General features: G+C 52.0%; 17 protein-coding genes, 8 tRNA genes and 2 rRNA genes. All 27 read right to left on the minus strand.

From position 1 onward, the window contains the following. Nucleotides 1-28: 28 nt before the first annotated feature. Entirely contained in the window at nucleotides 29-913 is an 885-nt protein-coding gene (locus tag EVJ29_RS08850) for a VOC family protein (protein ID WP_131464860.1), read from the minus strand. Between the two features lie 14 nt (nucleotides 914-927). Continuing rightward, nucleotides 928-1,212, minus strand: a complete 285-nt coding sequence (locus EVJ29_RS08855; RefSeq protein ID WP_131464862.1) for a putative quinol monooxygenase — start codon at nucleotides 1,210-1,212, stop codon at nucleotides 928-930. 101 nt (nucleotides 1,213-1,313) lie between these two features. After that, nucleotides 1,314-2,633 carry a methyl-accepting chemotaxis protein gene (locus EVJ29_RS08860; protein ID WP_161567343.1) on the minus strand — a complete coding sequence of 440 codons (1,320 nt, stop codon included), beginning with the start codon at nucleotides 2,631-2,633 and terminating at the stop codon, nucleotides 1,314-1,316. Nucleotides 2,634-2,951: 318 nt separating this feature from the next. After that, entirely contained in the window at nucleotides 2,952-5,603 is a 2,652-nt protein-coding gene (locus tag EVJ29_RS08865; RefSeq protein ID WP_131464866.1) for an MMPL family transporter, read from the minus strand. A gap of 3 nt (nucleotides 5,604-5,606) precedes the next feature. Then, nucleotides 5,607-6,050, minus strand: coding sequence for a MarR family winged helix-turn-helix transcriptional regulator (locus EVJ29_RS08870; RefSeq protein ID WP_131464868.1), 444 nt, complete (start codon nucleotides 6,048-6,050; stop codon nucleotides 5,607-5,609). An 85-nt stretch (nucleotides 6,051-6,135) separates the two neighbouring features. After that, the gene (locus EVJ29_RS08875; RefSeq protein WP_131464870.1) at nucleotides 6,136-6,639 is read right to left on the minus strand and encodes a GNAT family N-acetyltransferase; all 504 of its coding nucleotides are present in this window, start codon (nucleotides 6,637-6,639) and stop codon (nucleotides 6,136-6,138) included. Nucleotides 6,640-6,702: 63 nt separating this feature from the next. Further along, nucleotides 6,703-7,644 carry an NAD(P)/FAD-dependent oxidoreductase gene (locus EVJ29_RS08880; RefSeq protein WP_236633489.1) on the minus strand — a complete coding sequence of 314 codons (942 nt, stop codon included), beginning with the start codon at nucleotides 7,642-7,644 and terminating at the stop codon, nucleotides 6,703-6,705. 65 nt (nucleotides 7,645-7,709) lie between these two features. Then, the gene (locus EVJ29_RS08885; RefSeq protein WP_131504984.1) at nucleotides 7,710-8,396 is read right to left on the minus strand and encodes a DUF975 family protein; all 687 of its coding nucleotides are present in this window, start codon (nucleotides 8,394-8,396) and stop codon (nucleotides 7,710-7,712) included. 106 nt (nucleotides 8,397-8,502) lie between these two features. Further along, nucleotides 8,503-9,081 (minus strand): YdhK family protein, encoded by a 579-nt coding sequence (locus EVJ29_RS08890; RefSeq protein ID WP_131464876.1) that lies wholly within the window; start codon nucleotides 9,079-9,081, stop codon nucleotides 8,503-8,505. 131 nt (nucleotides 9,082-9,212) lie between these two features. Further along, the gene (locus EVJ29_RS08895; RefSeq protein ID WP_131464878.1) at nucleotides 9,213-10,394 is read right to left on the minus strand and encodes an MFS transporter; all 1,182 of its coding nucleotides are present in this window, start codon (nucleotides 10,392-10,394) and stop codon (nucleotides 9,213-9,215) included. A 216-nt stretch (nucleotides 10,395-10,610) separates the two neighbouring features. After that, nucleotides 10,611-12,407, minus strand: a complete 1,797-nt coding sequence (glmS, locus tag EVJ29_RS08900; RefSeq protein WP_131464880.1) for a glutamine--fructose-6-phosphate transaminase (isomerizing) — start codon at nucleotides 12,405-12,407, stop codon at nucleotides 10,611-10,613. 358 nt (nucleotides 12,408-12,765) lie between these two features. Beyond that, entirely contained in the window at nucleotides 12,766-14,124 is a 1,359-nt protein-coding gene (gene glmM, locus EVJ29_RS08905; protein WP_071398580.1) for a phosphoglucosamine mutase, read from the minus strand. Nucleotides 14,125-14,159: 35 nt separating this feature from the next. Beyond that, complete coding sequence (locus tag EVJ29_RS08910; protein WP_070329316.1) at nucleotides 14,160-15,440, minus strand: CdaR family protein; 1,281 nt, start codon at nucleotides 15,438-15,440, stop codon at nucleotides 14,160-14,162. Next, nucleotides 15,441-16,301: a diadenylate cyclase CdaA gene (cdaA, locus tag EVJ29_RS08915; protein WP_131504985.1), complete on the minus strand. Its 861-nt coding sequence runs from the start codon at nucleotides 16,299-16,301 to the stop codon at nucleotides 15,441-15,443. Nucleotides 16,302-16,434: 133 nt separating this feature from the next. Beyond that, entirely contained in the window at nucleotides 16,435-17,070 is a 636-nt protein-coding gene (locus tag EVJ29_RS08920) for a polymer-forming cytoskeletal protein (protein WP_131464882.1), read from the minus strand. Further along, complete coding sequence (sigW, locus tag EVJ29_RS08925) at nucleotides 17,067-17,642, minus strand: RNA polymerase sigma factor SigW (RefSeq protein WP_070329318.1); 576 nt, start codon at nucleotides 17,640-17,642, stop codon at nucleotides 17,067-17,069. The genes EVJ29_RS08920 and sigW overlap by 4 nt, the downstream gene beginning before the upstream one ends. 131 nt (nucleotides 17,643-17,773) lie before the next feature. Further along, a complete protein-coding gene (rocF, locus tag EVJ29_RS08930) occupies nucleotides 17,774-18,676 on the minus strand; it encodes an arginase (protein ID WP_131504986.1) in 903 nt (300 codons plus the stop codon). A gap of 201 nt (nucleotides 18,677-18,877) precedes the next feature. After that, nucleotides 18,878-18,953: transfer RNA gene (locus EVJ29_RS08935), tRNA-Ala, on the minus strand. A 17-nt stretch (nucleotides 18,954-18,970) separates the two neighbouring features. Next, nucleotides 18,971-19,045, minus strand: a tRNA-Gly gene (locus tag EVJ29_RS08940). Nucleotides 19,046-19,052: 7 nt separating this feature from the next. Then, nucleotides 19,053-19,128: transfer RNA gene (locus EVJ29_RS08945), tRNA-Lys, on the minus strand. A 5-nt stretch (nucleotides 19,129-19,133) separates the two neighbouring features. Beyond that, a tRNA-Tyr gene (locus EVJ29_RS08950) sits at nucleotides 19,134-19,217 on the minus strand. 6 nt (nucleotides 19,218-19,223) lie between these two features. Next, nucleotides 19,224-19,296 (minus strand) — tRNA-Thr (locus tag EVJ29_RS08955). A gap of 27 nt (nucleotides 19,297-19,323) precedes the next feature. Beyond that, nucleotides 19,324-19,399, minus strand: a tRNA-Val gene (locus EVJ29_RS08960). 4 nt (nucleotides 19,400-19,403) lie between these two features. Continuing rightward, a tRNA-Glu gene (locus EVJ29_RS08965) sits at nucleotides 19,404-19,478 on the minus strand. Between the two features lie 4 nt (nucleotides 19,479-19,482). Then, nucleotides 19,483-19,557, minus strand: a tRNA-Asn gene (locus EVJ29_RS08970). A gap of 8 nt (nucleotides 19,558-19,565) precedes the next feature. After that, a 5S ribosomal RNA gene (rrf, locus tag EVJ29_RS08975) occupies nucleotides 19,566-19,681 on the minus strand. Nucleotides 19,682-19,731: 50 nt separating this feature from the next. Then, a 23S ribosomal RNA gene (locus EVJ29_RS08980) occupies nucleotides 19,732-19,855 on the minus strand; the annotation flags it as partial.

The raw sequence follows: 19,855 nt of genomic DNA on the forward strand, positions 1-19,855 counted from the left end.
CGATTCGTTAAGGGCGGCATGATTCATTTCAATATACTTTTCGCAACTCGGTCAGATCGATCTTCTTCATCGGCAAGAACGCTGCCGTTACCCGCGCCAACTGTTCCGGCGTGCCGGTCGTCAGCATCTCTTCCATCTCCCACGGCACGATTTGCCAGCAGACGCCGTAGCGGTCCTGTAGCCAACCGCATTGTTCGGCTTCAGGTACGGACGATAGTTCATCCCAATACGCATCGATTTGGTCTTGTGTCTCACAAAACGCGATCAGCGACTGCATCTCGTTGAAAGCGAACTGGTGATGCTCGGCACTGTCCATGACGACGAACTCACGTCCAGATAAGACGAAACGGGCGTAGTTCAACTTCCCTTCTAATTCTGGGCCATCGTCTTTATCGTAACGGATCATCTGATCGTCGAGGACGTAAGAGTCCGGAAATACCGTGACCCAATCGTCCATCGCCGCCTCGGCCCGACCGAACGCCTCCCCGACGAATAACAGACACGGGGTCACCGTCTGGATGTCCATGCCACCGTTGTGCATGATTTGCCAAGAGACGCCGTGCTTGTCTTTCAACCAACCGTAACGTTCACTAAAGTCGTACGTGTCGAGCGGCGTGAGCACGTCAGCACCGTCCGATAACTTGTCCCACAGCGTATCGACTTCTTCTGACGTCGGGAGCGAGACCATATAGGAGAAGGACGGATTCCGCTCCTTCAAGTTACCGGCACCGAGCAGTTGAAAGAACTGACCAAAGAGTGAGACCGTGACGACCGTCGTCTCGCCAGGCGGAGTGTCGATAAGTTTCGTCGTATAGTCGACGAATGAATCCGGAAATATCGAGACGTACCAATCGGCAATCGCTTCGACGTCTTGCTCGAACCAAATACACGGAATAATCGGTTGCGTGATCATCGGACTGTCTCCTTTCAGACCTCTTGCAAACGGTACACGTCACGGACGGCGAGTAACGTCTCGGCAGCTTGCCGATACGCTTGGTAGTGGGCTGAGTTGATATGATGGTCGAGCGCCGTCTCGTCCCGATACTTTTCATAGAACACGAACGTACCCGGCGCATCGATTGACTCGTGTAACACGTAGGTGAGGCACCCTTCTTCCTGCCGCGACGGCGGGATGACCTGATCGAGTGCTTGACGCAACTCACTCTCTTTGCCCGGGTGAGCCTTTAAAATAGCTGTGATCGTAATTTCCATTGATCGTTCCTCCTCATTTTAGGACTGACGCAAAACTTTTCCCGTTTTAGAAGAGATGTATACGCAAATGGACACGCCTATTTTTAAGGCGTGTCCATCATTTAGACGAGTTCGTTCGCAATCTCGTTCAATTCTGCAATTTGATCCTTTAACGAAGTCAACGCCTGTTGCTGCGACGTCGTCAACACATGCACGTCTTGACCGTTCTCTTCGAGAGCTGTCATCAGTGCTGACATTTGGCCCGTCACTTGATGGACTTTGTTCAGTTCTGATGCGACGACTTGGAGCTGGGTCGATGTCTCATCCACCGTGCTCGCGACCGTCCCTGTCATTTGAATCATGGAGAGAATCGACGTCCCACTCTTACGGACTTGCTCTTCCTGCGTCGACAAACGTTCTGTACTGCCATCGATCGCCCGTTCCGTCACTTGTACCTCTTGCATGACGAGTTGGATAATATCATTGATTTGAGATGAGGCTTGGGCGGTTTGAGCCGACAAATTTCGAATCTCGGACGCGACGACGGCAAACCCTTTCCCGTGCTCACCCGCTCGCGCCGCTTCAATTGAGGCGTTGAGCGACAGGAGGTTCGTCTGAGACGAAATCTGCTGAATCGTCCCCGTAATCGTCCGTACTTCTTGGAAGCGCTCCGCCAACCCTTTAAACGCATGATTGACTTCACCGATACTTAAGTTCAGTTCAGCGAGCGACCGTTCTGTCGAGTCCATGTTTTCATGCGAGACGTGAGCGTCCTGCAAGACGCCACTCACTTGAGACGTTGTCTCCTGGAGCTGCTGCTGCATTCGTTCAAACGCCTGTACAGTTGAATGGATTTGTGAAGCGACAGTTTGGATAAGACCTGCCTGTTCAGATGTCCGTTTCGTCATCGAACCGATTTGTTCTGTCACTTGTTCCGAAGCATTTGTGACTGAATCGACTGAATCACGCATCGTGAAGACAGCTCCGTGAAGCGTAGTCGCACTCGCTGTCGTTTTCGCCATTGTCAGCTCGATTTCCCCTGCATGTTGTTCTGCTTTCTCTTGCTGCGCGAACGTCTCATGCAACAACTTTGCGCCAAAGAACGACACAAAGTACGCGCCAGACAAAGCCATTGTGAGCACCGTGAACCAAATGACGAGGTCGAGCGGCGTTGCAAATGAAAAGCGCCCGGTTAACACAGCTACGACCGAGACGATCAGCGCGAGCATGCTACCGTACAGTACAAGATGCCGATTCAAGTAGATCAACGTCAATACGATGTAAAGAAAGACGACATTTTGAATCGCCGCACCTGGTAGCGTCAAGATAATCGCTGAAGCCGAAATGTACATCAATGTGACGAGCCCATACTTCAACCAAGCATGCTCTACATAGAAGCGATGGCCGAGCCATGATCCAATCTGAATGACACTCCCCACCACAATAAAACTGACTGCGTCTTGTCCGGCGAGCTCCCCGATCCAGTACAAAACACCCATAATCGGATAAGAGAGGAAAAATAAAACGATCAACATACGAGATACTAACAACGAACTTATTTTTTCAAAATGATTCACCATGATTGTTGCCTTCTTTCAGTAGAATAGAGATCTACACTATACTTCGGTGCATTTTTTCCAATATGAAGTTTGTTTTTCGCTATTTTTATTACATTGACTAAACAAATAAAAACTGTCCCTCAAATTGTCATTTGTACTTAACAATTGAGGGACAGTTTAATTGAATGACGTCTTGTTCAGTCATTTATTCTTTCGTTTGAACGGCCACCAGACACCATCTCCGAACGATACGGTGATCGCCGGGATGAGAAGTGGCAGCACGATCAACCCGTACAACAACAGACCGGTGATGACGATTGTCGCGATCTGGACGAGGCTGAGTACACCAGACGGAATCATCGCCCCGAACGTCCCGGCGAGGATGACGGCCGCCGTCATGATGACCGTACCCATCTTCGTCATGGCGTGGACGAGGGCGTCACGCACCGTCATCCCGTTAATCGATTCTTCACGGAACCGATCGAGTAGGAAGATCGAGTAGTCGATGCCGAGCGCGATCAACATGACGAACCCGAAGAACGGTACGGCCCAGCTGATGCCGTCATAACCGAGCCCTTCAACGAAGATGAGCTCCGTTATCGCCGCTGACGTGTAGTACGTGAGCAACAGTGACCCGATCATATAGAGTGGCATGATCATCGAACGGAATAGTACCGTCAAAACGACGAACAGCGTCACGAGCATGATGGCGACGGTCCGATTGAAGTCGTTTGTCGATGTCTCGTTTAAATCGCTGTTAATGCTTGAAATCCCGGCGTAACCGATGGTCGCGTTATCAAATGGGGTGTCCGTGACGACACGTTCCATCGTCTGTTTCAACGTTTCGACCGTATCGATTGCTTCCGGCGAGTACGGGTCCATATCAAGGATGACCTCGAGTTGTGTCGCCGTCCCCTCGTCGAACACGTAACGTTCGACGGCCGGGGCAAACTCGTCTGACGTGAGCGTTCCTTCCGGTAAATAGACGCCCGTATCACGCAGGCTGTCCGCTTCACTGAGTGCCGAGAGGAACGCCACCGCGTCGCCAAGACCGGTTTCGATTTGCGCGAGCCCAGCGTTCGCTTCACCGACACCAGTCGCGAGTTGGCCGAGTCCCGATCCGAGCTCACTGACTTGCGCACCTTGCGCCGTCAACACAGACGCTGCTTCATTGATACCCGCCTCGATCTGACTGAGACCACCAGACACTTGTTGCAGTTGCGCCACGGTCGCCGGGATGTTTTGCGTTGCCGTGAGACCTTGTCCGATCAAACCGAGTTGGGCGTTCAGTTGGCCGAGTCCCGTCGCCGCTTCTGCGAGCGGCGCCCCGGCGTTCGTCGTACCAGCCGGCAGTTGACTGACGACCGCGTCTAGACCGGTCTCGACTTGAGCGAGCCCGTCTTGCACATCACCGAGCCCGGTCTCTGCCTCGGCAAGCCCTGAACTCACTTGTTCGAGTTGCGTATCGACATAAAAATCATCGATGACGTCACCGGTCGGACGTGTGATCGAACGGACACCGCTCACACCATCGACTTTTTCTAATTCGCTCGCGAACTTCTCGATGTACGAAATATCCGACTCGGTCAGTTCCGACTCTTGTTTCAAGATAATTTGAACCGGGAGCGATTCGCCTTGCCCGAACCCTTCCGAGATCAAATTGAGACCGCGCACCGAGTCGTAATCGTCACCGATCTCATCGACCGTATTGAACGACCGGGCATCGTCGTACGTGAACAACACCGGCACGGTGATCAGTGCGACGACAAGGATCGAGACGAACGGACGATTGACCGAGATGCGGCTGAATCCGGCCCACAGCTTGCTGTCGTGATGCTCGCCTGCTTTTTTCGACGGCCAGAACAAGCGATTCTTGAGCGTCGCCATAAAGAACGGCACAACCGTGAACAAGATGAGCAACAAGACGGCAATCCCGACCGCGACCGCGACGGCCGACTTGAAGATCGGGAAATCGGCAAATCCGATCGCGGCGAAGCCGACGAATACGGCGAGACCACTAATGAGCACCGTCCGTCCAGCCGTCTTATACGTGTTGACGATGGCGTCCTCGATCGCGTGCCCGGCACTGAGTTCTTCTTTATACCGGCTAAGCAGCAGGATGCAGTAGTCGGTCCCAATCCCGAACAAAATCGCCACGAGGAAAATTTGTGTGTAGTTCGAGACCGGGAAACCGAACCAGTCGACGAAGAACGCGACGAACGATTGGCTGAGGAGATAGGTGAACCCGACCGCGATCAACGGAATGAACGGGGTCACGATTGAACGGAACACGAGCAAGAGCAGTCCGAAGATCAACACGACCGTGATGATCTCGGTCTTCTTCAACCCTTCCTGCGCACTCAAGTTCACATCGTTGTTGATGATTTCTTCACCTGTGATGTAGACGGTCTCGTCTGTCGGGAGGATGTTCTCGCGGACATCGTCCGCGAAAGCGTTGATGTCCTCCATCGATCCTTCGACCGTGATCGGGACGAGGACGATACGTTCATCTTCCGAGACGAGTTGTGCCTCCGTCTCGGCGTTCTCGAACGGGTCGAGCACATCTTTGACGACCGTATCATTTTGTTCCAGCTCGTCGATTACCCGGGCAATATCGGCCCGTTCGGCATCTCCGAGCGCTTCAAATTCATAGACGAGCGAAATCGTCTTATCGCTTTTGCCCGCAGCGTTCAAGATGTCTTGCGCGCGTTGCGAGTCCATGTCTTCAGACAGTTGGAAACTTCCCGCCTGTTCTGCCTGTTCGGTCAAGTTTGGTGCCGCTACGAACAAGGCCGCCGTCAACACGACGAGACCGATCAAGATGCCGAAGCGCCATTGAATAATTTTGCGCACGTGTTATTCCTCCCCAATTCGAAGCAGCTCTTTGATTTTCCGGAACGTCCGGACGAACTGTTCGATCTCTGTCTCATCTATTTTCCCGTCGAGTAGTGACTCGACATAATGGTAGACGGCCGTATCTGCCTGTTCGACGACGTGGTGTCCCGCCGCTGTCAGTTCGATCAACCGTTCACGTTGGTCTTGCCCGCGTCGACTGACGACGAGCTGTTTCTCAACGAGTTTTTTTAAGCGGTTTGAAACGGCGCTCTTATGCACACCTTGTTTCATCGCCAACTGACCCGCTTGAATCGGGCCGAACTGTTCGAGCAGTTTTAATAGTTGGAGCTGTTCACGCGAATACTCGCGCCAGACGTCGCCTTCCATCGCCTCAATGACATGTTCCGCTCCGTGGAACATGACTTCTTCAAATAGTTGGACGGCCTCCCGCATCAATTCTTTCATTTTGGTTTACCCCCTAAACTAGTTAGAGATAGTTTATGCCCTAAACTAGATGAGGTCAAATAAAAAGACCGATGAAGTAGGCGCTTCATCGGTCCATTTCGTAAACGTATGTGTAAAAAGATAAGAATCGTCCTTCCCATTCAATCTGATGTATTTCATCTTCACGAGAAAAGCCAGAACGCATCAAGACGTGTTGGGACGCCTTATTATCTGTCGTCGTCTTGGCAATCAATCGTGTGAATCGAGGAAGGTTAAGCGTAAGTAATTGCTGAAGGGCTGCGGTGGCATATCCACGACCTACATAGTCCCCACCGATTCGATAGCCGATTTCCCCGGTCTCGAAATTGACATGATGGACGTTGAGACGCCCCACGATGGACTCACCATGCCAAATCAAATAATAATATCCATCCCCGTTCACTTGTTCGGCCAACAAATGTTCCAACGCCTGACGAAATGCTTCAGGTTCATAGTACGCGTCTCCACGGCTCGGGACGTAACGCTCGAAATAGGGTCGGTTCTCACATTCAAACGTGTACAATGCGATTTCGTCCTGTATGCGCAACGGTTTCAGACTCACCCGATTCACGTAATTAACGCCTCCTTTCTCAAAATCGTATCGTCGTGATCAAAAAAACCTTCCGCAGAAGGTTTAGGACCGCATCGCTGCCGCAACGCGGAGACCCGAGACGTACGCACTTTCGAACCGAGTCCGCCCTGAAGCATCGTCCGGCTCGAGGAAGACGTCACCCGCCAAGTAAATCGGTGCGTCGTTCAATTTATAGTACGGCTCGTGCCAAACGTCTGTCGCCTGGGCGTAGCGCCACCGCTTCAACTGTCTCGACTGAATCGCTACGTCTCCGGTCACGGTTGTTAGCAACCGCTCGATTTCTTGAAGCGTGTCTTCACTTGGCCGCTCATACCAAGCTTCACTCCACGCCTCATCCATGTAGACGCTGACGAGTTCTGTCGCCGAGATGCCTTTTTGCCGGTTATTGATGATTTTCAACAGACCAGGTGCCAAGTCCGTATCGATAATCCCGTCCGCACCGATTTGGGTGTCGCCCGCGAACTCGAACAATCCGACGAACGTCGGGGCGTAAGTCAGCTCACGCAACGACTCAGCCACCTGACTCGATAAGTCAGCGAGCAGCTCGAACGTCTGTGGGAGCGGTGACGTGATGAGGAGACGGTCATAGTGGCGCGTCGCCACGTCTGTCGTGACGACGACCGTCCCACTCTCCATACTGACCGTCTCGACCCGCTCGTTCAATTGGACGGTCAAGCCGTCGGCCAACTGTTTGGCGAGCGCGTTCATGCCGTCACGGGCGATGTACCGCGGATACGGGTCGGCGTACCAGACGCTTACCCAGTCCCGCTCGACCCAATCGGCGACCGCCTGTTTAAGCGCTTCCCCGCGTACGGTGAAATAGACGGCCCCGTGATCGGCTTTCCCGGCCCCGATCCGTCGGGTCGCCAAGCGTCCACCGACGCTCTGGCTCTTCTCAATCAGTTCAACCGTATGTCCTTGCCGGACGAGTTCCCGTGCTGCGACAATCCCACTAAGTCCTGCCCCAATGATTCCAATATTCATGTGCATTCCCCTCTTTCAGGAAGATTGTATCACGAGTCAGCGTGTCACATCAGACTCGATGCGCTTCATGCCGAGCGGTTCCACTGCTCGTCATACGCCCGACGTGCGTCTTCATACATGACCGCAAACCGACTGACGATGAACGGACGAATGAGTGACGTCGCGACAAGAAAAATCCATGAGCCGAGAACGACCAATTCGAGCTGTATGTAAAAAATCCAACCGACTAAATACATCGGGATAAACGGCAAAATTAGTTTGAACGCATCCCATTTTTGTCCGCGCATCAAATCCCTTGATTTCGTAATTGCCTCTGTAATGGACAGTTCCGGCTCGTCGCGCAAGATGAAATACGTGAATGCATACGAGAAGTACTTCACGATGCCAGGTACGACCAACAATAGTGTCCATAAGACTTGGAACAACATGACGAGAAGCGTCGCAAGCAGGTGCTTCCCGTAGCGGTGACGAAACGGAGCGAAGACGTCACTCGATCGAACTGTCTGGCCTCGTACCGTCTCTAACATAATCCAGTTGTATCCGACGATAACTGGGTAGAGGGCTATGTAAAATAAGATACCACCAAGACTAAGGACGGTCAGCGCAACAGATTCTATCGCCAAGCCGTAATAGGTCGTGTCCACCATCAATCCTATCTCTAATAGAACCGAGCACGCGAACGACCAGATGAGCAACATCCCCATCTTCCCTTTTAACGCAGTATGCGCTCGCTCATTCCATGTGTGAACCATATTGTTTCCTCTTTTCATTCGTGTTTCCTGTCTTATACGTAACGCGACATGAAATGTTTCAAACTCCATAGAAAAACAGGGCATCGCCCTGTTTTTAGTCTTCTCGTCACTCTTTCGGTTCTAATTCATTTTCAGTCACCCATTTATGATTCGTCACTTCTTCTCCGTCTTGCAACATGAAGTTGACCATATACACGGTCGTTTGTTCACTGGAGTCGATCGTCGCGGTCGCGCCGTCCATGCCTTCCATATGATCGGCCTGAAGCGTCACCTCGGTCCCATCAGCAAGCGGGGCCGGTTCGGATGTATCGAGTTCTTCATGAATCACCCATTTGTGATTCTCGACCGGTTCCCCGCCATCTGTCGGTGTATACGTGACCGCGTAAGCTGTAGTCTCATAAGCACCGACGATTTTCGCTTCCGCGCCTTCCATCTCAAGCATATGGTCCGCAGTCAACACGGCCATCGAATCAATCGGATACGTCGGGTCTGCCGCTTCTTCTAACTCGGCAGGCACCTCACCCGATCCCGAATGGTCCATTGCGCCATGCTCCTCTTCTTGCTCTGCGATTTGTTCTTCTGTCACGTCAATCGCTTGGTCTTCTTCTGTCGTATCACCGCAGGCGGCGAGTGACGTCGCGAGCAACATGGCACCAAGTGTCGTCGCCCATTTCTTTTGTTTCATCGAATCGCTCCCCTCATTTGTGCCGTCTCATATTTACTGTACCCTGATTGCGCTCGGACAAGACATTTGTAGCGGATTCGTTATCTAACTGAAAAAACCGTCCTCGAACGAATCGAGGCACGGTCTTCGAATTAGTGGTGCTTAATCCTTCTTAAAAAATAGAGCATCGGTAATAGCAACAGTGCTGACACCCCGAGCCCCCCTTGAATCGACGTATATAGGGCGACGAGGCCGATGAGTGGACCGCCGGCGACTTGGCCGAACGCATCGACTTGACCGAACATCGACAAAATCGTCGCCCGGCCCTTGGACGGGAGCCGCTCGTTCGTCATGACGCTCATGAGCGGATAATGCACGTTCCGAAGCGCGGCAATCGTCCAATACAACAAGACGGCCACAAAGAATTGTCCGACCCATGCGAACGCAAGCATCGTGAGGATGAGCAAAACGTTGAACCAAAACAATGTCGTCGCGTAGCGTCCTTTGATGTACGTCTCGACACCTTTGAGGACGAGCATGTTCAGTAAAAACGCAACGGCATAAAACAGGCCGAACCAATAGATAGCCGCTTGTTCTGACAACCGAAACGTATCGATCAAATGAGCGCCCCACAACCGGTCGAACCCTTCGCTCGCGAGTCCCCAGACGAGCGTGATGGCGGCCAACCCAACGAGGATCGCATTGCCGCGGATATGGGCGTAGCCTTCTGCTACCGTCTGCTTCGCCTGAAGCAGATTTGAGGTGCCAGCTCGGGTGATCGGCTCAAACCTCGTTTCCGGGATTACTTTCCAGATGAGGAGCGCGAGTCCTATTAACAAACCTCCAGCGACGACAATCGTCGTTTGCACGGACGTCATTTCTGCGAATAGCACCGCTATCCCAATCCCGATAAAGCGACCGAGTGAACTGTACTGAGCGCCTCGTAAAAACACCTGTTCTAACTCCTGGTTCCCCATCTCATCGGCAATCCACGCCTGCTCGGCCCCGCTGATGAACGTCCAACCGATTCCCCACAGTGAAGAGGCGATTGCGATGGCCCAAAACTCTGGGATGCCGCCTTCTAACAAGTGGGCTAGTCCGATCAAACCGGTGCCGATGACAATCGACCGTTTGCGGCCGTACAAATCCGCGACGAGTCCCGTCGGCAGCTCGAACAGGAAAATCGATACTTCTAAAATCGTGCCAATCAAGACGAGCTGCAACGCGTTAAGCTCGGCGGTCGTCACGTAATAGATGGCGTTCAGCGTGAATACCATCTGGATGACAAGTGAGCGCGAACTCGTGACCATGTAATACAGTTGTTGAATCTTCAATTGGGTAGTCCTCCGATATGATTGTTCCAATACGGTGAATCATCGGAGGAGGTGGGCCAACTTATGAACGCACTTCCACCGGCAGGATGAATGTTTTAAATGTTTGGATTCGCATGGCGTTCTCTCCTTAATCGTTTATAGACTCAGTATATCAAGCCGGTTGACGCAACGTAAATCACAAAAAAGCCAAGATCTCGAAAGATCTTGGCCTACTCTTTATTCTACAGTTACTGACTTCGCCAAGTTACGTGGCTTGTCGACATCACAGTCACGTGCGAGTGCAGCGTAATATGAGATGAGTTGAAGCGGGAGTACTGTTACGAGTGGTGTAAGCAACGGCTCGACACGCGGCAAGACGAATGAATCACTCTCGTGTTCCATGCCTTCCATCGAGATCGTGCAGGCAACTGCGCCACGAGCGACAACTTCCTTGATGTTTCCACGGATGTTGAGGTGCGTGTTCGGTTGCGAGACGAGCGTGATGACCGGTGTGCCGTCTTCGATCAACGCGATCGGTCCGTGCTTGAGCTCACCGCCTGGGTAGCCTTCCGCTTGAATATACGAGATCTCTTTCAGCTTGAGCGCGCCTTCAAGACCAACGTATGAGTCCATCCCACGACCGAGGAAGAACGCGTTACGTGATTCTTTCAAGAACTTGTCAGCCAACTGCTCAAAGATTTCTTTTTGAGCCATGACCGAATCCATGATCGTCGCGATGCGAGCGAGTTCCGTCATGAGGTCGAACGGAAGCTTCTTCCCGTTCGCACGAGCGATGTCGTAAGCAAGGATCGCCAGCACGGCGATTTGCGCCGTGTACGCTTTCGTCGATGCGACCGCGATCTCAGGGCCAGCATGGAGGAGCATCGTCTCATTCGCTTCACGCGACAGCGTTGAACCGGCAACGTTCGTGAGTGTGAGCGCTTTGTAGCCGCGCTTCTTCACTTCGACGAGGACGGCACGGCTGTCGGCCGTCTCACCTGATTGTGAGATGAAGAGGAACAATGGTTTCTCCGTGAGGAGCGGCATGTTGTAACCGAATTCTGACGCGACGTGCACTTCAGTCGGCACACCAGCGACACGCTCGATCAATTGCTTGCCGACGAGACCAGCATGGTAACTCGTTCCACAAGCGACGATGTAGATGCGGTCGGCTTCTGAGACGAGCGAACGGACGCCTTCTGTGAGCTCGATGTCGCCATTGTCGTTCTGGTAGTGTTGGATGATGTTGCGGATGACGGCCGGTTGCTCGTCCATCTCCTTCAACATGTAGTGCGCGTACGTGCCCTTCTCGATGTCTGACGCATCGATCTCGGCCGTGTACGGCGCGCGCTCGAGCACGTCGCCGTCGAGCGTCTTGATCGTCGCCGACTCACGTGTCAAGATGACGATCTCGCCGTCGTGGAGCTCGAGGTACTGGTCTGTCACTTGGAGCATCGCCATCGCGTCCGACGCGACGACGTTGAACGTGCCATCACCAAGTCCGACGAGGAGCGGCGACTTGTTCTTACCGATATAGAGGCGTTCGCGGTCCTCTGAGTCGATCATCGCGATCGCGTACGAGCCGTGGAGCTCTGAGAGCGTCTTGCGGAACGCCGATTCGACGTCACCAAGCTCGACGAAGTTCTTCTCCATCAATTGAACGATGACTTCCGTGTCCGTCTCTGAGAGGAACGGTGCGTCGAGCGTCGCCTTGATCTGCTCGTCGTTCTCGATGACGCCGTTGTGGACGAGCGTGAAGCGGCCCGTCGTGCTCTGGTGCGGGTGGGCGTTCGGTACGCTCGGTACCCCGTGTGTCGCCCAACGTGTGTGGCCGATTCCGATCAATCCGTCTACTTCTGCTGGGACGACTTCGCGTAGCGCAGCGATGCGACCGACTTCCTTATGAACGTTGACGTTATCGTGCATCAACGCAAGACCTGCCGAGTCATAACCGCGGTACTCGAGTTTCTCTAAACCTTTGAGAAGGATTTCCTTCGCTCCGGTATTCCCAATCATTCCTACAATTCCACACATACAAAAATCTCCTCTATATTCGATTTCTCGAAAAAGGAAACGGGCTTTTTCAAAGAGCTGTCAATGCGTTCCCCTTTGGCCGTCCGGTCACCCGGACGTTTTGAGGGATTGCTTTTAGTCGTGACAGGCGACTAGGAGGCATCCGCCGAAATCTCGATAACCTCCAACCTCGTCAACTCATAAAGAGTTCTGGCGCTTTCTCGTACTTTGTGCCCCTCCGTTTCTAAGGTCACGCTCTTAATAGTACAAATCACACCCCCATCCGTCAAGAAAATCAGATGATTTCACAGTGACAAAACGGAAACAAAAAGGGAACCCAAAATTGGATTCCCTTGTGTTATTCCCTGTTTCGACAAAATTATCCTTCAACACCGTAATCTTCACGGACGACTTGAGCGATTTGTTCGACGTAACGGTCGCAGTCTTCCTTCGTCGGCGCTTCAGCCATCACTCGAACGAGTGGCTCTGTACCTGATGCACGGACGAGAATACGCCCGTTGCCGTTCATTTCAGCTTCCGCTTCTTGAATCGTTGTGAGCACGCGCTCCCCTGTCATCGCATCCTGTTTATTCGTGACGCGAATGTTGACGAGCGTTTGTGGATAGACCGGCATTTCAGCTGCTAGTTCAGACAGCTTGCGTCCTGTCGTCTTCACGATTTGTGCGAGTTGGACACCCGAGAGCATCCCGTCGCCCGTCGTCGAGTAATCGAGGAAGATGAGATGACCCGACTGCTCGCCACCGAGCGTGTAGTTATGCTTCTTCATCTCTTCGACGACGTAACGGTCACCGACAGCTGTTTGAAGAGCCGTCATACCTGCGTCTTCGACTGCTTTGTGGAAGCCAAGGTTACTCATGACCGTCGCGACAATCGTATTGTCTTTCAAACGACCTTTTTCGCTCAAGTATTTTCCGCAAATGTACATGATTTTATCGCCGTCGACGATGTCGCCGTTTTCATCGATTGCAATCAAGCGGTCTCCGTCTCCGTCAAACGCAAGGCCCATGTCCGCTCCCTTTTCGCGAACGAATTGTGCCAAGTGTTCCGGATGTGTCGAGCCGACGCCTTCGTTAATGTTCAACCCGTTCGGCGAGTTCCCGATTGTCGAGACGTTCGCTTCAAGGTCAGCGAACAAGCGAGCCGCAAGGCCGCTCGTCGCGCCGTGGGCACAGTCGAGGGCGATATGGAGACCATCGAGGTCCTCATCAACCGTCTGTTTCAAGAGTTGAAGGTACTTTTGTGCCCCTTCATAGTAGTCCGAGACGAATCCGAGATCTTTCCCTGTCGGACGCGGGAGTGTATCTTCCGCAGCGTCGAGAATCGTTTCGATCTCTGCTTCGGTCGCATCATCGAGCTTGAAACCGTCGCTACCGAAGAATTTGATGCCGTTGTCGGCAACCGGGTTATGTGAAGCTGAGATCATGACACCTGCTGTCGCGTCAAGCGACTTCGTCAAGTAAGCCACACCTGGTGTCGAGATGACACCGAGACGCATCACTTCCGCTCCGATTGACAAAAGACCTGCGATCAGTGCGCCTTCGAGCATATGACCTGAAATGCGTGTGTCACGCCCGATCAATACTTTCGGCTGCTCACCGGCTGGCAAGTGCTTCGATAACACGTAACCACCAATGCGTCCTAAACGATAAGCTAGTTCTGCTGTCAATTCTGAGTTCGCGACACCGCGGACCCCATCTGTTCCAAAATATTTACCCATATATTCGTTTCCTCACTTTTGTATGATTGAACGTCTCATTGAAGCGAAGACGTTTCGGTTTGGTCTTCGACGCTCGTTAACTCGACGTCGATTGTTTTCGGCGAGACGACCGTCGCGCCTTTCGGTACTTCATAGTCTACATCGACCCCATGCAAACCACTCGGCAGACCCGTCAAATCTAGTGTCACACTGATGCTGTTCGACGTCACGCTCTCAAGGAGTGATCGTTTACCTGACAATGTGACGCTGACGACTTCCGGTGCTTGAAGCGTATAGTTCGTCCGATCATAGCCTCTGACCGTGACAGGCACGGTTAAACGGATGCGTTCCGTCAATTCCCCGGTATCATCTCGCGTTTGATCATCCGCTCGGACGAGTAGCTGGACTTCCACTTGTTCGGCAGCGAGCGATGATGCGCCTTCAGGCAGGACAAGCTTCGCTGTCACTTTCCCCGTCTGATCGACGCCATCAAGGTCAATCGGCTCGGTCTCAACACGGTCTAGTGCATCGAGCACTTCGCGCGGTGCGAAAACACGGACTTCTGTTTCCTCTAACAACGTGTCAACGAGCCTGAATTTATCGGCAACTTCGCCGGTCGTGACAGCTTCAATCGGGAACACGGCACTTTGTTCATAGACAGGAACCGTGACGTTGATGATGTTCGGTTCGACCGTCACGTTAAGCGGGTTTCCGTTCGCATCTAAAATCGTCGGCGGCACCTCACGCGTGAACGTCTGATTTTGATTCGCCACATCGACGTTCAATGTGATTTCTTTTACGTTTTGAATCCGGCTTTCGCCACCAGACACTTTTACAGTCGCCGGCTCGATTTCCGCTTCTCCGACCACATACCCTTCCGGCAACTGGTCTTTATTTAACAAGTTGACCGAAACGGGCACTTCAACTGTCTGTTTGCGATCGATGTAAATTTCAACAGTGTCCCGCTCAAGCTTTACGTTGACGTCACCGCCGAAACCTCGTGCTTCCACCGGGACACGATGGAACCCAGTACCGAGGTTCGTTAAATCGACGAACACTTGATAATCTTTCACCAATTTTGTCATCGTCAAACTACTCGATGGACCTTGCAGCTCAACGTTCATCTCTTCCGGAACGTTGTACGCGACGTATTGTACTTCATCGAAGAATACTTCGACAGGAACGTCAAGCGACATCGAGCTTTGCCCGACAATCGGCAATGCATTTGTTGAATTGGTCGACGAGCTCGTCTCGGCGACCATAAAATAAAGAAGGATGGCTAAAGCAAGTGCGATGATGCGGAGAAACCATTTATGTTGTAACCACTGATCAATCACTTACTTGTCCCCCCCTTTTTTATTAAAGAACGAGAGTGTCGTCTCTTTTTCTTCAATAACAAGTTCTTGGATCAACTTGTTGCGAAGTGCCTCCTCGTCTAGCTCGCGGTATAAACGTCCAGCAATCGCTAGAGATACCGCACCCGTCTCTTCTGAAACGGTGAGCGTCACGCTATCGGTCACTTCACTGACCCCGATCGCGGCCCGGTGTCTCGTCCCGAGCGCCTTATCGATGTGCGGGCTTTCCGAGAGCGGTAAATAACAAGCCGCCGCTGCAATTTTCCCGTCTTGGATAATCATCGCCCCATCGTGAAGCGGTGTATTCGGAATAAATAAATTGATGATCAGTTGTGACGTGATGTGCGAGTCCATCCGGATACCGGTTTCAACGTATTCGTTCAATCCGGTATCTCGTTCAATCGCGATCAACGCCCCAATTCGACGTTTCGACATGTACTGTGCCGAACTGACAATCGCTTCGATCATTTGTCGTTGCTTGTCCTCATCGCTCGTGCTCGTACGACCGAACAAATTGCTCGTTCGCCCTAAGTGCTCAAGCCCACGTCGAAGTTCTGGTTGGAAGATGATGATGATCCCAAGCAAACCATACGTGATCACTTGGTTCAGCAAGAACTGTAACGTCTTCAAACCAAAAAATCCGCTGAGGAACCAGCTGACGAGGATGATTGAAATCCCTTTTATCAGTTGGACCGCTTTTGTCCCACGGACGATCATCATCAGTTTATAGATGACGTACGTGACGACGACAATATCTAAAACGTCATTCAAATAATCGTACCAATGTACGTTCTCTGAAAGACTAAAAAATGATAAGATTGAAACCTTTTCAAGTAGCTGCAAATGCTCCCCTCCTCAACTACCTAGCCAATTCGTGCAAGTTTCATTATATCATATTTCCCAAACGACGCATCGTTAGATGACAAAACGAAACCAGATTGAAACGAATGAAAAAAGACGCCCTGAGGCGCCTCTCTTAAAGTATTTGTTTGATGGAGTACCAAACCCACTCAAAAATCTGCTCGATTTGTTCGAGCTCTCCGGTCACTTCACCCGCACTGGCCAAATAGGCTCGGCCGTGCACGGCTGTCGCATTGCCGTTGACGGTACCTTCGATCCGCAGGTCCCCACCTTGGACCGTAATGTCACGATCGACGATGACGTCTTTCGGTACGACGACCTCGTTCGCTGTGACAACGATTCCAGGTACTTTCGTGTACGTCATGGTTTCGGTAGACCCGTTCCATAAACCGAGTGTCGCGCTCGACATTAAACTAAAGAATAGTAAGGCCGCGACGAGTCCCGGATGCTTCCGGAACCAAGTCATCTGTTTCGAATGCGGTTTTCTCCGTGGCCGTGGACGGTCTTCAAGACGCACGACCGGTGTCGCCGGCGGAGACGTTTTCGCTTCAGGAATGGCCGCCATCACGCGCGCCGTAAAATCGTCTGATAGCTTAGGACGTGGAAGTGCTTTAAGTTCGGCATCTATTCGTTCGTACTGAAGGTACGCCTCGTATAAGGCTTCGTCCTCTAGTAATTGACGTAATTCGTCAGATTCTTCGGGCAGGATGCCATCTTCCAAGTATTGTTGCAGTTTCTCTTCAGGAGTCAATTGAACCCCTCCCTGTTTTGAAAGATTGTTTTTAACATTTCTCTTCCCCGGAAGATCCTTGTTTTAACCGTTGCGACCGGCATATCGATCATGACGCTAATTTCTTTGAGCGACAAATCGTCCACGTACTTGAGCAGTAACGGGATACGATATTTGTCCGGCAGTTGCTGGATTGCCTCATGCATTTCGCCTCGAATCTCGCGGTGAACGACTTGGGCGTCGGGTTGGGGGGCATCATCGGCCAAATGGTCTTGATAGGTGAGACCATCCGTGCCAGCGATTTCGGCATCCATCGAGTACTCCGGCTTTCGCTTTCGGAGACGGTCGATGGCGACGTTCGTGGCGATTCGATACAACCATGTCTTGAACTTATACTGCGGATCATACGTATCAATCCGGGTATATGCACGAATGAACGTCTCTTGGGCAGCATCCTCGGCTTCGCCACGATCGTATAAAATCTTAAAGGCGACGGCAAAGACACCATCCTTGTACAGTTCTACCAGCTCAGCAAACGAATCGTGATTCCCCGACCTTAATTCGTCTACTAAACGGGTGGTCAGCCGTTCCATCAATCCACTTCCCCTCTCCGCAACCTATGCGGTCAATACAGTATACGTTCAGTTGTCTGATCAGGTTTCACATCACACAAAAAAAGTTTCCAAACCCATTGTAGCAAACGGATTTGGAAACTGTAAGGCGGTTAGACTATTTTGCTTTCCAGTAACAGGTTTTCTTTGGATTTCAAAATCGTTTCGCATAAACTGAAGGCGAGTTGAGCGGTTGTATCCTCTTGGTCAAGTGCAGGGTTCAATTCGACGAGCTCGATCGCAATCAACTCGTCGGCTTTCATCGCTTCCGCCAAAATTGCTTTCCCTTCTTCAGCCGTCAAACCGCCCTCGACCGGGGTCCCTGTTCCGGGGACGAGTTGAGCGTCCAAACTGTCCATATCAAAGCTTAGATAGAAGCGATCGACACGGTCACGTAAATACTCGATCGTTTCAGCCATGATTGTCTCGACGCCACGTGTCTGAACTTCTTCGACCGTCACGACCTTGATTCCAAGCTGTTTAATCGCTCGCATCTCTCCCTCATCAATATCACGTAAAGCGATATACACTAGATGTTCTGGCGCAAGCTTTGGTTCACGCCCACCGACTTCCGTCAATCGGATGTCACCTAGACCCATCGCAGCGGCAAGCGGCATCCCGTGGATATTGCCTGACGGTGATGTTTCCCCCGTATTCAAATCAGCATGGGCATCGACCCAAATTACTCCGTACGGTCCGGTTTTGGCGAGCCCAGCGAGTGTCCCGATTGCCATGCTGTGATCGCCCCCAACGATCAACGGGAATCGATTTGCTTCAATATCGGCAGCAACGACGTCTGCCAGCTCATTGACCGTATACAAGACGCCGTCTACGCGCTTTAAATGTTCTTCATTCACTTGAATTTCTGACTCTGGCAAGACGCGAATCGTTTGTTGTAGCGTCCCCGTTGGCAGTAACGCCTCGATTCCGAGTGTTCGCAATTTAGTTGGACCTTGATCGACTCCGTGTTTCCCCTGTCCGTAACGGAGTGGTACTTCAATATATGACCATTGCATAGCCATTCCCCCTTGAGCGATTGATACCTACATTGTAAACGCTACCAAATGTGTGGTTCAACTTAACACGCCGGTGAATAAACATGCAAAAAGGCAGCCTGAATGGTGGCAGGCTGCCTTTCTCTGTACTCTTAAGTGAATGGTTTCATGGATTTAGGCAAAAAAAAACTTAAGTCGTAAGTAACTTAAGAAAAAAACAAGTGGTGGAGCCTAGCGGGATCGAACCGCTGACCTCCTGCGTGCAAGGCAGGCGCTCTCCCAGCTGAGCTAAGGCCCCGTTACAGGGAATAAATATGGAGCGGAAGACGGGATTCGAACCCGCGACCCCGACCTTGGCAAGGTCGTATTCTACCACTGAACTACTTCCGCGAAAAAATGGTGAGCCATGCAGGGCTCGAACCTGCGACCCTCTGATTAAAAGTCAGATGCTCTACCAACTGAGCTAATGGCTCAAACCTGGTGGGGGGGGGCGGATTCGAACCGCCGAACCCGAGGGAGCGGATTTACAGTCCGCCGCGTTTAGCCACTTCGCTACCCCCCCAAGGAGTGCCGGCGAAAGGATTTGAACCCTCGACCCTCTGATTACAAGTCAGATGCTCTACCAACTGAGCTACACCGGCATATATGGTTTGATTGGTTAATTAAAATGGTGGAGGATGACGGGATCGAACCGCCGACCCCCTGCTTGTAAGGCAGGTGCTCTCCCAGCTGAGCTAATCCTCCAAAATGGTGACCCGTACGGGAATCGAACCCGTGTTACCGCCGTGAAAGGGCGGTGTCTTAACCGCTTGACCAACGGGCCTTATTGGCTCCGCAAGTAGGATTTGAACCTACGACCTACCGGTTAACAGCCGGTTGCTCTACCACTGAGCTATTGCGGAACGATCTTGCCTGGCAACGTCCTATCCTCACAGGGGGAGACCCCCAACTACTTTCGGCGCTGAAGCGCTTAACTTCCGTGTTCGGCATGGGAACGGGTGTGGCCGCTTCGCTATCGCCACCAGACAAGGGATTGTTCCCTGAAAACTGAAGACTCATCAAGTTCAAACCGTTTCTAGATCAAAGCCTCGACCGATTAGTATCATTCAGCTCCACACGTCGCCGTGCTTCCACCCATGACCTATCTACCTCATCGTCTCTGAGGGGTCTTTCTTGATTGCTCAAAGGGAAATCTCATCT

The sequence above is a fragment of the Exiguobacterium sp. SH4S7 genome (genome assembly GCF_004336795.1).
GTDB lineage: Bacteria > Bacillota > Bacilli > Exiguobacteriales > Exiguobacteriaceae > Exiguobacterium > Exiguobacterium aurantiacum_A.